At 39.4% G+C, this 13,577-nt stretch carries 16 protein-coding genes and 1 riboswitch; of the genes, 10 read left to right on the top strand and 6 right to left on the bottom strand.

Annotation, left to right across the window (positions count from 1 at the left end; genetic code table 11):
• The first annotated feature begins 11 nt into the window (after positions 1-11).
• The 5 genes from glnL (at position 12) to F909_RS05690 (ending at position 5,085) form a co-directional block, all read left to right on the top strand.
• Positions 12-1,121 (top strand): nitrogen regulation protein NR(II), encoded by a 1,110-nt coding sequence (gene glnL, locus F909_RS05670; RefSeq protein WP_005152635.1) that lies wholly within the window; start codon positions 12-14, stop codon positions 1,119-1,121.
• Positions 1,108-2,601 carry a nitrogen regulation protein NR(I) gene (gene glnG, locus F909_RS05675; RefSeq protein ID WP_005152633.1) on the top strand — a complete coding sequence of 498 codons (1,494 nt, stop codon included), beginning with the start codon at positions 1,108-1,110 and terminating at the stop codon, positions 2,599-2,601. Before glnL ends, glnG begins: the two co-directional genes overlap by 14 nt.
• 144 nt (positions 2,602-2,745) lie before the next feature.
• Positions 2,746-3,387, top strand: coding sequence for a TetR/AcrR family transcriptional regulator (locus tag F909_RS05680; RefSeq protein WP_005152631.1), 642 nt, complete (start codon positions 2,746-2,748; stop codon positions 3,385-3,387).
• A 109-nt stretch (positions 3,388-3,496) separates the two neighbouring features.
• A complete protein-coding gene (gene argF / locus F909_RS05685) occupies positions 3,497-4,417 on the top strand; it encodes an ornithine carbamoyltransferase (protein WP_005152630.1) in 921 nt (306 codons plus the stop codon).
• Positions 4,418-4,560: 143 nt separating this feature from the next.
• Positions 4,561-5,085, top strand: a complete 525-nt coding sequence (locus F909_RS05690) for a protein tyrosine phosphatase family protein (protein WP_005152628.1) — start codon at positions 4,561-4,563, stop codon at positions 5,083-5,085.
• Here the strand turns inward: F909_RS05690 and ispF are convergent.
• Positions 5,073-5,564 (bottom strand): 2-C-methyl-D-erythritol 2,4-cyclodiphosphate synthase, encoded by a 492-nt coding sequence (gene ispF / locus F909_RS05695; protein WP_005152626.1) that lies wholly within the window; start codon positions 5,562-5,564, stop codon positions 5,073-5,075. The genes F909_RS05690 and ispF overlap by 13 nt on opposite strands.
• 98 nt (positions 5,565-5,662) lie before the next feature.
• Between ispF and F909_RS05700 the strand changes: the two genes are divergently transcribed.
• Positions 5,663-6,310: an A1S_1983 family putative colistin resistance protein gene (locus tag F909_RS05700; protein WP_005152623.1), complete on the top strand. Its 648-nt coding sequence runs from the start codon at positions 5,663-5,665 to the stop codon at positions 6,308-6,310.
• 47 nt (positions 6,311-6,357) lie between these two features.
• Here F909_RS05700 and F909_RS05705 read toward each other — a convergent pair whose 3' ends face one another.
• From F909_RS05705 to F909_RS05720, 4 genes are all read right to left on the bottom strand, one after another.
• Entirely contained in the window at positions 6,358-7,602 is a 1,245-nt protein-coding gene (locus F909_RS05705) for a D-amino acid dehydrogenase (protein ID WP_005152619.1), read from the bottom strand.
• A gap of 179 nt (positions 7,603-7,781) precedes the next feature.
• Positions 7,782-7,871, bottom strand: a riboswitch (glycine riboswitch).
• Positions 7,872-8,008: 137 nt separating this feature from the next.
• Positions 8,009-8,500: a hypothetical protein gene (locus tag F909_RS05710; protein WP_171067348.1), complete on the bottom strand. Its 492-nt coding sequence runs from the start codon at positions 8,498-8,500 to the stop codon at positions 8,009-8,011.
• A gap of 115 nt (positions 8,501-8,615) precedes the next feature.
• The gene (fumC, locus tag F909_RS05715; RefSeq protein WP_005152615.1) at positions 8,616-10,010 is read right to left on the bottom strand and encodes a class II fumarate hydratase; all 1,395 of its coding nucleotides are present in this window, start codon (positions 10,008-10,010) and stop codon (positions 8,616-8,618) included.
• 115 nt (positions 10,011-10,125) lie between these two features.
• The gene (locus F909_RS05720) at positions 10,126-11,133 is read right to left on the bottom strand and encodes an SDR family NAD(P)-dependent oxidoreductase (protein ID WP_005152613.1); all 1,008 of its coding nucleotides are present in this window, start codon (positions 11,131-11,133) and stop codon (positions 10,126-10,128) included.
• A gap of 69 nt (positions 11,134-11,202) precedes the next feature.
• Between F909_RS05720 and tusD the strand changes: the two genes are divergently transcribed.
• The 4 genes from tusD to F909_RS05740 are packed head-to-tail and all read left to right on the top strand — an operon-like array spanning position 11,203 to position 12,603.
• On the top strand, positions 11,203-11,571 hold the full coding sequence (gene tusD / locus F909_RS05725) for a sulfurtransferase complex subunit TusD (RefSeq protein WP_032878070.1): 369 nt from the start codon (positions 11,203-11,205) through the stop codon (positions 11,569-11,571).
• A gap of 43 nt (positions 11,572-11,614) precedes the next feature.
• Complete coding sequence (locus F909_RS05730; protein ID WP_005152609.1) at positions 11,615-11,965, top strand: hypothetical protein; 351 nt, start codon at positions 11,615-11,617, stop codon at positions 11,963-11,965.
• 11 nt (positions 11,966-11,976) lie between these two features.
• Positions 11,977-12,252 carry a hypothetical protein gene (locus F909_RS05735; RefSeq protein WP_005152606.1) on the top strand — a complete coding sequence of 92 codons (276 nt, stop codon included), beginning with the start codon at positions 11,977-11,979 and terminating at the stop codon, positions 12,250-12,252.
• Positions 12,253-12,291: 39 nt separating this feature from the next.
• The gene (locus F909_RS05740; protein WP_005152605.1) at positions 12,292-12,603 is read left to right on the top strand and encodes a TusE/DsrC/DsvC family sulfur relay protein; all 312 of its coding nucleotides are present in this window, start codon (positions 12,292-12,294) and stop codon (positions 12,601-12,603) included.
• A gap of 8 nt (positions 12,604-12,611) precedes the next feature.
• On the opposite strand, the gene F909_RS05745 is transcribed toward F909_RS05740, so the two are convergent.
• A complete protein-coding gene (locus F909_RS05745) occupies positions 12,612-13,475 on the bottom strand; it encodes a DMT family transporter (protein ID WP_005152604.1) in 864 nt (287 codons plus the stop codon).
• Positions 13,476-13,577 lie beyond the last annotated feature (102 nt).

Here is a 13,577-nt window from a genome sequence, read left to right as displayed (position 1 = left end):
ATGATTCACAAATGGATCAACAGAACACTATCGACTATCGACTCTTAGTAGATAATCTGAGCACTGCCATTTTATTGGTCGATAGTAAGCTTAATATTTTTTATTTAAATTCTGCTTGTGAAGCATTATTTGATGTCAGCTTGCTCCGCGCCTCGGGTCAACCTGTATTAAATTTACTGCATGCACATGATGATTCATTTAATACACATGAAGCATTATTAAACACTTTAGAAAGTGGGCAACACTATACCCGTCGTGAAGCGGTCATCAATGTGAATTTCAAACCAATTCATGTCGATTACACAGCGTCACAGCTCAATGCAGGTAAAAGTTACCATCCACTACTGTTAATTGAACTCAATCCAATTGACCGTATGTTGAAAATTTCGAAAGAAGAAAACCTAGTTCAACAACATCAAGTCGCTCGACAGCTAGTTCGAGGTGTGGCGCATGAAATTAAAAACCCGCTCGCAGGTATCCGTGGAGCAACTCAACTCCTTGCCCGTAGTTTAGCTGACGATAATTATCGTGAATTTACCGATATCATTATTAGTGAAGTAGATCGACTCACCAACTTGGCTGACACCATGCTTGGTTCACGTCAGTTACCAAGCTACGAACATGTTAATGTGCATGAACCTTTAGAACGCGTTCGCTCACTCATTGCAAATCAGACCAAGAAGAAAATTAAAATCACACGAGACTATGACCTTTCCTTACCCGATGTGATGGCAGATCGTGATCAACTCATTCAAGTCATGCTCAACATCAGTGTCAATGCCGTACAAGCGATGACCGAAAATAAAGACTTTTTTACCGACTCAGAGCCAGAACTGGTTTTAAGAACCCGAATCCAACGACTAGTCACGATTAATGGTGTGTTAAATCGCTCAACGGTTCGCATTGACATCGAAGACAATGGCCCTGGTGTTCCTGAAAACATCTTGGAATCTGTTTTCTACCCACTGGTCACTGGTCGCGCCAAAGGCACAGGGCTGGGTCTCAGTATTGCTCAAAATATTATGCATCAACATAACGGAATGATTGAGTGTCAATCAGTTCCAGGAAAAACCGTATTTAGCCTATATCTACCTTGGGAGTTAAACCATGTCACGAAATAAAATTTGGGTAATCGATGACGATCGTGCCATGCGCTGGGTACTGGAAAAAACCTTTAAAGAAGAGGGTTTTGATGTCACCAACTTTGAAGAAGCACAAACTGCGCTTGAGCGTCTACACGATGATGCACCCGATGTGATTTTAACCGATATTCGCATGCCTGGGATTGACGGTTTAACCTTCTTATCTAAAGTTAAAAATACACATCCTGATTTACCTGTCATCATCATGACAGCACACTCTGATTTAGAATCAGCGGTATCAAGTTATCAAACAGGTGCTTTTGAGTATTTACCGAAACCATTTGATATTGATGAAGCATTAGCACTAGTTAATCGTGCAATTTTGCATATCAATAAATTGCAACAACAAGAAGCAACCAAAACAGCTTCACCATTGCAATCAACCGAAATTATTGGCGAATCACCTGCAATGCAGGAAGTATTCCGTGCAATTGGTCGCTTATCACAATCACACATTACCGTATTGATCAATGGTGAATCAGGTACAGGTAAAGAATTGGTTGCGCATGCATTACACAAACACTCACCTCGTCGTGCCAAACCTTTTATTGCCTTAAATATGGCAGCCATTCCAAAAGACTTGATCGAAACTGAATTGTTTGGCCATGAAAAAGGTGCTTTCACAGGTGCAAATACCCAACATCAAGGCCGTTTTGAACAAGCCAATGGTGGTACTTTATTTCTAGACGAAATTGGTGATATGCCATTTGAAACTCAAACACGTTTACTTCGTGTTTTAGCAGATGGTGAGTTCTACCGCGTAGGTGGTCATATCCCTGTTAAGGTTGATGTCCGTATCGTGGCTGCAACACACCAAGATTTGGAAAAACTGGTGAATGAAGGTCGTTTCCGTGAAGACTTATATCACCGTCTAAACGTAATCCGTATTCACATTCCAAAGCTGGCACATCGTAGTGAAGACATTCCGATGCTGGCACAACACTTCTTGGCACGCGCTGGCAAAGAACTGGGTGTAAGTCCTAAAATCTTACGCACAGAAACCACGGATTATATGCAACAACTACCTTGGCCTGGTAACGTGCGTCAGTTGGAAAATACTTGTCGCTGGTTAACGGTTATGATTACGGGTCGTGAAGTTTATCCAGAGGACCTACCAGCAGAGCTTAAACAAGCTTCTATGCATAAAAACAATGAAGCCCAAGCGGCATCCAATGCCAGTCCTGCTTTGGTTGAACGTATCGCAGTTCATCATTGGGATGAATTATTGGCACAATGGGCGATCCAAAAGCTTAAAAATGGTGAAATGAAACTTTTAGACATCGCCACACCAATGTTTGAGCGCACGCTGATTAATGCCGCGCTACAACAAACCCGTGGACGTAAACGCCATGCCGCTGAGCTTTTAGGTTGGGGACGTAATACTCTGACCCGTAAACTCAAAGAGTTAGGTATGGATTCTACCGATGACGATGACGACGAAGAAATTCGTTCTGCTTAATTAAAACACTACGCCAAAGCGAGTACACGTTACTCGCTTTTTTATTTGAAATGAGAAATTTTGAAACACTGATCAATTTCATAGCCATACAATCGATATGGTTTTTGCTATACTAAAGTTAACCCAACCATCCCAAAGTAGATAATGACTGATATTTGCTATCCAAGCTGTGCTAAACCTCAAACACGCCGCGGGGAAGAACGTCGTCATGCACTATTATTGTGCGCAACCGATTTATTCCTAGAAAAAGGTTATGAGGCAGTATCTTTGGATGATATCGTCAATCATGCAGGTGGTTCAAAAACGTCGATTTATAAATACTTTGGCAATAAAGAAGGTCTATTTACAGCCATTTGTGATTATCGCAGGGAAGTATTTTTTAAGGGCGTATGTTTTCCATATCTACCAGAATCAACGGATTTAAGAAATTACCTGATCCAAACCCTACAGCGTTTTTATCACCACATTATTCAACCAGAAAATATCGCCTTTATGCGTATGTTTACAGAACAAACGCAAAAGGATATTCAACTTGCACATTATTTCTACGATCAATGTGCACTCAACATTGAAAACACGATTGCTTTCGCACTTGAACATGCACATGCAAACAATGAAATCTTCTGTGCTCAACCCAAGTTTTCTGCAATGATGTATTTTGGAACCCTACGCGATGTCGAATGGCGTAATTTAATGGGTTTAGATGTCACTGAAAATGATGCAGAAATTATTGATTATATTAATTATTCTGTAGATTTATTTTTAAAAGCCCACCAAAAGGTCTAATTCTTTTGCTTTTTTTTGCGCGTATAGTATAGTATTCAATTCCTTTTTTTATACCCATTAATCATCACTTAATTATTGTTTTTATTCAATAATTATTGGGGGAGCAAATATGGCGCTTCGGCATTTTCTTACTTTACGAGACCTATCCTCTTTAGAATTGCAGCGTATTTTAGATCGCGCACAAGAACTTAAACGCATGCAACATAGCAATACGGTCTATCAACCTTTTGCCGGTAAAGTTTTGGGAATGATTTTCGAGAAATCGAGCACACGTACGCGTATTTCTTTTGAAGCAGGTATTTGCCAATTTGGTGGTAACGCAATTTTTCTTTCACCACGCGATACACAATTAGGACGTGGTGAGCCCATTGAAGATTCTGCACGAGTCATTTCAAGCATGCTCGACATTGTCATGATCCGTACTTTTGGTCACGATATTGTAGAACGTTTTGCATCTTACTCGACTGTACCTGTCATCAATGGTCTAACTGATGATCACCACCCTTGCCAGTTACTTGCTGATTTGCAAACGTTCCAAGAGCATCGTGGTAGCATTGAAGGTAAAACCGTTGCATGGATTGGTGATGGCAACAATATGTGTAACTCATATATTGAAGCCGCACACATGATGGGCTTTAAACTTAAAATTGCATCGCCTGAAGGTTATGAACCACAAGCAAGATTCCTGACTGAATTTGCTGATTGCGTAGAAGTCTTTAATAAAGCGGAAGACGCTGCTGTCAATGCAGACCTGATCGTGACTGATGTATGGGCTAGCATGGGTCAGGAAGAAGAACAGAAATTACGTGAAAAAGCATTCTCAGATTTCCAAGTCAATGAAAAACTTATGGACTTGGCACACCCTGATTGCCTATTCATGCACTGCTTACCAGCACACCGTGGTGAAGAAATTTCAGAAAATATGTTAGACCACAAAAATGCGGTGGTTTGGGATGAAGCAGAAAACCGTTTGCATGCTCAAAAGGCCTTGATGGAATTCTTACTAAATGAGAATCTGAAAAAAGACTAAATTTTAAAAACAGCATCATTCGATGCTGTTTTTATTTATGTGTTCTAAATTGAACACTCGAATAAAAACACTTATAGTAAGACTAGCCCATTAGATTAAGTTTCTCATGATATGAGAACTTCACTCAACACACAGCGGATGTTATGACTTCACTCGAACAAGCCTTATCTCAAATACCAAGCTTTTCTTTGGTGCATGAGCATCTGTTTAGCTCTGCTCAACCGACTGCTGAGCAACTGCAACAGATCAAAGAATATGGTTGCAGTACTGTCATTAATCTTGCAACTAGCAAGGCAGATAATCACCTATCTGGGCAGGATCAGATTTGTTTAGACTTGGGATTAAACTACATTCATATTCCAATCGGCTGGGATGTACCTTGCTCTGAACAATGTCTCTTCGTTCTGGATCTCATTGATCATCTCGTTCAAAACGAAATCATTTGGCTACATTGCGACGATAATATGCGTGTCAGTAGTTTGATGTATCTCTATCGTCAGTTCTATATGAATATTGATCTACCAACCGCCCAAGAACTTTTACACCAAATTTGGGAACCGAACGAAACATGGACAGGCTTAATTCATAGCATTACTTTACAACTTCAAGGTCGTAAAGCAACACAAGAACTTGAACAGTCATTAATTAACAGCAATCATTTTGCTTGATGCGAAATCAATACTGTTGCCGTTGCCAAGATACCTTCTTGGCGACCAGTAAATCCCAATTTTTCAGTTGTTGTAGCTTTAATACTGATCTGAGTCACATCAACCTCTAAAACATCTGCAATACTTTGGCGCATCTCCAAGTTGTGCTTTGCTAATTTAGGGCGTTCACAAGCCACTGTAATATCTGCATTATTAAGTTGATAACCACGATCTAAAATCAACTGATAGACATGTTTAAGCAACAGTCGACTATCTGCACCTTTGTACTCTGGATCTGTATCTGGGAAATGCTGTCCAATATCACCCAGTGCCAATGCCCCTAATAAAGCATCACTCAGCGCATGTAATACCACATCCCCATCCGAATGTGCCTTTAAACCATGCGTATGTGGAATTTGAACACCCGCTAAAGTAACAAAATCACCTTCTTCGAACGCATGTACATCAATCCCTTGTCCAATCCGAATTTGAGCAACCATATGATTTTCCTTTTACAATATACCGAACAAATCTTGTATTCAGGCTTTCTATTTCGCTATAGTACGTTGAGCAAATTAGACTGAAAGTATAAGTGATTATGCTGTTTAACACTGTAAGAAATCAATTAAAGAAATCTGGCTATATCATCACATTGAGTTGTTTTTGCTCAACATTTGCCTATGCACAATCAATTGACTGCACTAGCAAAGATTTAGAGGTTAAAAAAATCTGCTCCAAGCCATATAAAGAGCAGCGTCAGAAACTCAATGCCAAATTTTTAACAGCATATTTGGTAACCGATGCCCCATTACAGTTATTACATGACACACAAACACTCTGGCTGAATCAAATACGTCAATGCAAAACCAAAAGCTGTTATCAACAGCAATTCGATGCACGCTTGGATGATTTGAATTTTTATACCTCAATGAACCAAACCTTGACGCAACATTATCTGAAATATGAAAACGGTAAACTAGCAGCTCAACCTGTGCATTTACAGATCCATCAGTTGGATAAAGATAAACTTAAAATAGAAGGCACGGCATATCGTAACCCCAATAATCGCCCAGAAACTCAAACCTTGTCTTTATTGGCATATAGTACGCCTGAACAAAAAGGTCAAATCATCGATAATGAAAAAAAATGCCAATATCAGTTTGATTTTCAAAAAGCCTTATTGATTATTAAATCTGAGCAAAAAGATTGTGGAAGATTTACAGGCATCTATCGTTTGTATGATTAATGGTTTTAAGATTTAAAAGCCGATGTTCTCACATCGGCTTTTCTAATTCAGTTAGGGTATTTTTCTGCAATTTCTTGGCTAATCAATACCGCTGTTGCAGCAGATAAAGTCCACCCTAGATGGCCATGCCCAGTATTATAGAAAACCCGAGCGTGTTTGCCTTGTTTAACCACAGGCAACATATTCGGCATCATTGGACGCAAACCCGCCCACGGAACCACATGTTCAGTTGAAATATCAAAGTTTTGATTGACCCAATTAATCAAAGGCTGAATCCGATCAGCACGAATATCTCGATTATAACCATTAAATTCTGCCGTCCCAGCGATACGTAAGCGATCTGAGCCTAAACGCGAGGTCACGATCTTTGCACTTTCATCCAGCAAACTCACCCAAGGCGCATTTTTCACACTACGCTCATCTTTCAGTTGCACCGTAATGGAATAGCCTTTGACTGGATAAACATTGACACTATCACCTAACATGTCAGCTAATTGATAACTTCCTACTCCACCACACACCAAAATCAGATCCGCAACAATTTCAGTAATACCATCAGGGCTTGGATTAACATTTTCCGAACTGTTTTTACAGTGCACCACCACTTTGTCTTGATTAAATTTGACATCAACAACATCTAAACCAAAACGGTATTTCACGCCATTTTGTTGAGTATTGTCAGCCAAGCCAACTGAGAATTTATGAATATCTCCTGTTGCATCCCCAGCCGTATAATACCCCCCAAAATAATCGCCTGTTAAGGTAGGCTCAATTGCTCTCATTTCTTCTGGTGTAATCGCGTTCCGCTCTAGCTTACCTTCAACCAGCACATCATTGACCTTCTTGGCAATCTCATAGTCTTCTTTGGTGTGATACATATGTAAAATGCCACGTTTTTCCAAGTCAAACGAGATATTTTCTTTTTCTGCAATCTCAAATAAACGCTGCCTTGCCAAAAGTGCTAAACGCACTGTCTCTATGGTATTGGCTTTATAATTTTTAATATGTGTTAAAAACTCAATCAACCAGCGATATTTGTGTGCACTAAAGGAAGGATTGAGCAATAAAGGAGCATCCTTTTTACTCATCCACTTAATACCTTTAAGCACCGTTGCCTTTTGATTCCAAACCTCAGCGTTACAGGCAGACAACTGCCCCCCGTTAGCAAATGAAGTTTCCATGGCAGGAAAGAGATGACGATCTATCACCGTCACCTCATAGCCCAATTTATTTAATTCATAAGCAGACGTTACACCCGTAATCCCTGCACCAATGACGACAACATGTGGCATAGCAAACTCCTAGAAATGCATAACATTTCTTAATGCATAGCCCCATCTGTCATGGTACCTGAGAGTTTTGGCAGATGATTACCAATTAATCATTTAGCCTTCCCCTTCGGTGAGTGTTTATCATAGAAGTAAATGGTTGTTAATTTCTACAAGTTGAGCACTGCTCTCCAGATTGTATTTCTATTATTACAGTCCTTCTGCCTGAGAGTTTCCGGGGTCGTTGCTCCTTCGGCGAGTCCATTGAAGAACTTCTCTCCCGCAATAATATTTATATCCATATAAGCAATATATATGCCGCATAAAAATACAGACACTAAATTCTTGTAATTGTTTGTAGATTAAGATTTATGCGATTTAAAATGAGCTTCAGTATAAAAAAAGCAGACTTAAAGTCTGCTTTTCAACATTAAAATTTGCATTGCAAAATTTGTTCTGGGAACTGTCCTTTCCACAGTTCACGTAATGTTGGCAAATAGAATTTTTCACCAATCATCACCAGTTCAGCATCGATTAGCGCATGAATCTCATGCATTAATACATAATCCAAGGCAATAAGTGATAATTGTGGCTGACTTTGGGTAATTTGCTTACGTCTAACTTGCGCTTTTTTTACCAGTTCATTGGCAAAGTTTTTATCTTTATAAGTGGTAATCGCACTTAATCGTAATTCGATAATGCCCCAACCTTCTAATAATTTTTTAAAAATTTCAAAATCTTTAGAGGTCGCTTCCCAAGTTACATTTTCCAAATCATTGTCTTCTGGTAATACAGGTAACAACAAATCAGCGGTGCTCGGAAAAATTTTCTTTAAATTCAACAGAAACTTAACAGGATTTTCATTTGGAAGATCAGAAAACTGGATGTTGGTTTTTGTATCCGTTAAATAAATATTCAGCATAAGGAAGCAACAGTCTGGTAAATCAAACGAGTATTGTACGCAGTTCACTTTATAAAAACTACTCATAAAAAAATCCCCCTAACAAAAGAGAGATTTTGTATTACAAATAAAGAACTTACTTACTATTTGGAGAAACCATATTTTCAGGTTTTACTACTTCATCAAATTGCTCGGCAGTCACTAAACCAAGTTCAACCGCGACTTGCTTCAAGGTTTTATTTTCCTTATAAGCTGTTTTCGCGACTTTAGCAGAGTTTTCATAACCAATCACAGGATTCAACGCAGTGACCAGCATCAATGAGTTATGTAAGAAGTGATCAATCTTGTCACGATTTGGTTCAATACCTACCGCACAGTGGTCATTAAAACTATTACATGCATCACCAAGCAACTGAATTGATTGCAGTAAGTTATAAGCAATCACAGGCATAAATACATTCAGCTCAAAGTTACCAGAAGCACCTGCCACATTAATTGTAGTGTCATTACCTAAAACCTGAGCAACCACCATAGTCATTGCTTCACTTTGGGTCGGATTCACTTTACCTGGCATGATACTTGACCCAGGTTCATTCTCTGGAATACGAATTTCACCAAATCCACAGCGTGGACCGCTCGCTAACCAGCGAATATCGTTGGCAATTTTATTCAGACTAGCAGCAAGTGTTTTTAATGCACCAGAAGCAAATACTGCAGCATCACGGCCTGCCAATGCTTCGAACTTATTCGGTGCTGTCACAAAAGGCAGACCTGTTAATTCTGCTAATTGCTCAGCTGCTTTAACCGCATAATCGGGATGTGCATTTAATCCAGTACCAACCGCTGTTCCACCTAAAGGCAATTCATACAAACCTGAGAGAGCTTGCTGTAAGCGCTTCAAACCATGCTCTAATTGTGAAACATAACCACTAAACTCTTGTCCCAAGGTCAAAGGGGTCGCATCTTGCAAATGGGTCCGACCAATTTTGACAATATCATCAAACTCTTCTGACTTACGCTGTAAAGTCTCTTTTAACTTCTCAACGGCTGGGATAAGTAATTCATTGATTTGAATACTTGCAGCCACATGGATGGCGGTTGGGAATGAGTCATTGGTTGATTGTGCACGATTGACATGATCATTTGGATGTACTGGTTTTTGTGCACCCAATACTTGTCCTAATTTTTGATTGGCAATGTTTGCAATCACTTCATTACAGTTCATATTACTTTGTGTACCTGAACCTGTTTGCCAAACCACCAATGGAAATTGTGAGTCCCATTGTCCAGCAATCACTTCTTCAGCGGCACCAACGATATATTGGCTTAATTCTTCAGGAAGTTGTTTTAGTTCAGCATTAGTAATCGCAGCCGCTTTTTTCACCAGACCCATTGCACGAATCATGGCTCGTGGCAAGCGCTCTTGACCAATTTTAAAGTTCTGTAAACTTCGTTGCGTTTGCGCACCCCATAAGGCTTCATTCGGAACTTCAATGTCACCCATTGTGTCGTGTTCAATTCGCATTTGCATAAACAACCTCTACTCTATTTGGTTAAAGTTCTCACGGGCTGAAGCAAAGTGATGCTTTGGCTAGTTGCCGTTATCCTAATCAAAGCAGAAATAAATGTAAATAAGAATCATTATCTTAATTACCTTTTAAGGTATTCAGATAAAAGCGCCATTCATCTTCAATCATTTGTGTTAAAGGCCGTTTTGGTGACCAGTTAAGAACCGTCTCTGCTTTCTCTATTGTTGCACCTAATTGTGCAATCTCATCATGCTGAAATACTGCGGGCTGAACATTTACCTTGGCCTGAGTGACCTTCTCAATTTCATTGAGTAAATTTTGGATAGAGGTCACTTGTGAATGTGCGATATTGAATGACTCCATGCAGTTATTCTGCGAACTCAACCAATTTAGGGTCATTAAAATGGCATTACATGCATCTAAAACATGCAGAAAGCTTCTCTCAACTGTTCCATCAGCAGTCGGGGCCTGATTCTGCAATTCAATACATTCACGCTGCATAGCAGCAACTTGTAAAGCCAATGGCACGATATTCTTAGGCATTTGCGTGACAAATTCACCTAATACACCATGCTCAAATGCACCCACAATATTGGACAGACGCAGATTTACAACTCTCCATTCAGGGTCTGCACGATAAGTATCTGCAATAATATCTTCAACCATTTGCTGAGATCGAACATAAGGATTCGAGTATTTATAATTAAACTCAGTTTCTTCTTTAAGTTCCGCACTTGATTGGCCATAAACCGCCAGACTGGACAAATTGATTAACTGCCTCACCCCCATTCGTTGCATTGCTCTTAATAAGCTCATAATGCTGCTAACATTATCATTATAATATTCAAGAGGTTTTAGAGCCGATTCTTCTAATGATTTAAAACTAGCTGTATGGATAACAGTATCAATTGAATACTGCTCAAAAACTTTATTCAGGGCTGGTGTATTCCGAACATCAAGCTTCGCGAATGGAATATATATTCCCGAAATATATTCCAAGCGTTCCAACGTTTGTAAGGTCGAATTAGCTAAGTTATCTACAATGACAATCTCTTGCCCATGAGCCAATAAACTCAAAGCAATGTGTGAACCGATAAAGCCTAAACCACCTGTCACCAAAATCATTGTATACTTACCTTCCCTTAAATCTGTCCATCATCATTTTTGCCAACTTCAACCCATAGTGAATATTCAATGAGTACACTACTGCTAATTACTTCTGCACCTACGTCCATTATGGCTTGGCATGCTTTTGGTTTAGCTCAAGCTTTACAAAGTAAGCATAAAGAATTTCGTGTCTTCTTTTACCAAGATGGTGTTCAGGTTGCGAATGATTTACAGTGGTTTCCTGATGATCAACGCAATCTAAAACAAGAATGGCAAAAGCTCGGCATCCGACTCCCTGTCTGTGTCAGTGCTGCCCTTGCTCGGGGAATCACTGATGCGGACAATGCAAAACGTCATTCACTTCAATACCACAACTTAGCCAATGGCTTTGAATTAATTGGTCTCGGAGAGCTTGCTGACGCAGTGCAAAACTGTTCTCGATTAATTCAATTTTAATTAAAGTTCTTTACTAGAGTGTTGCTTTGAAAAGGTAAATTGTGTGAAATCTGTACTCGTCATCCTAACGCAACCTAACTTAACAAGTTTGCAAATCAATGAAAGCTTGTCCGCAACTATGGTTTTAGCAACCTTTGGTATTTCTGTCAAAGTATTATTAAAGTGTGCGGCTCTTAGCTTATTAAACAATAATTTAGAATTTGATCAATTTAAACACGAGTTCAAAATCGCAGCCAACATGGTCGAAAGTTTCGAATTCTATGATTTAACTCCACTGCTAATTGAATCTAAAAATCAACAGCTTAGCATAGTCAAAAATACCGATCAGGACATTGAATTTATTGATCTGAATCCTGAGTTTATTCAATCATTTGACCATATTCTGTATTGGTAAGGTGCCATGCTATGGAAAATACAACACTCATTTTAGTTCAATCTACAGCTGATCTGATTTGGTCTGATCTAGTAAAAATGGCACAATCTGATGACTGTATCGTACTTATGGGTAATGCTGCTGTTCTAGTGCCTTCATCCATTACAACGATTTATCACAACATTTATTGTTTAACCAGTGAATACAGCCTTCTTTCCGATGACGTGAAAGACCAGATTCAGGAAATTAACTATGCACAATTTGCAGATTTGGTTTTAAGATTTAAGCGCTGTATTTCATTGAAATAATATGTATTCGATTCATTCAAAATTTTGTTAGGCTATTTTATGCAGTTAGAGTTAGATCAAGACGGTCATTTGGTTGATTACACGATTTGGAATCAAGACGTCGCTCAAGAGTTAGCAACCTCTCTGGATTTACAGTTAACAGACTGGCATTTTGAAATTCTGCATGCTGTACGCCAATTTTACCAACAGTTTGGGCACTCACCAGCCACACGTCCACTCATTAAGTTTTTAATCAAAACAGTGAGTCCCGAGATTAACAATGCGGAGCTACAACAAAAATTTAATACAGGTTTAGTTGCTCGCCATTTGAGTCGTTTAGCTGGCGTGCCTAAACCTGCAAATTGCTTATAATTTTTTAGTTAAGCAAATTTCTTGGCACAAGCTACACAGGCAATGACTGCAATTGTAACACCAAACATGGCTGGGCTTACTTGCTCATGTAATAAAGCTGCTGCAATGATCAAACCAAAGATTGGTTGCAATAATTGAAGTTGCCCTACTGTAGCAATTCCTCCTTGTGCCAAGCCCTTGTACCAAAAGAAAAACCCAATCAGCATACTAAATAAAGATACGTAAGCTAGACCAAATTTTGCCGACGTTGAAATTTGTGCAAAGCTCACAGGCATATACAAATATGAAATGAGCAGCATAATCGGTAACGTGATGATCAGTGCCCAGCAAATCACTTGCCAGCCACCGAGATGCTTAGATAATTTGCCACCCTCAGCATAGCCAAAACCACACAGTAAGATTGCGGCTAACATAAAAATATCACCGTAATTGAATGCCCAACTTCCAGTTTGAATCAGCATATATCCAAAAACCAGTGATGCACCCAAAATTGCAAATAGCCAAAATACGAAATTCGGTCTTTCTCCGCCCCGTAATACACCAAAAATAGCCGTTGCCAAGGGTAATAATCCAACAAAAACGATGGTATGTGCAGCACTTACGTACTGTAATGCCAAGGCTGTAAACAGTGGGAATCCAACTACGACACCAATGGCAACGTAAAGCAAAGGAAGCCAGTCCTTTCGCTCTGGCAATTGTTGCCGTGATAATAAGATGAGTACGAGCCCCAATATACCTGCGATTGCAGCACGTGCAGCAGTTAAAAAGGTAGGGCTGAAATCCATAACCGCAACGCGTGTTGCAGGCAATGAGCCTGCAAAAATAATCACGCCGATTAACCCATTCATCCAACCACTACTTAAAGTTTTCATTTAAATTCTCCAGATCTATGTGAAGAATTTAAACTGTGTTATGGTTTATGCACCATACACACTACAGTACAATTTTAAATAACTGTACTGCATCAATAACCA

This window comes from Acinetobacter sp. ANC 3929 (assembly GCF_000369405.1).
Lineage (GTDB): Bacteria > Pseudomonadota > Gammaproteobacteria > Pseudomonadales > Moraxellaceae > Acinetobacter.
Note: the sequence above shows the minus strand (reverse complement) of the source record. Positions and strands in the feature narration are given on the sequence as shown.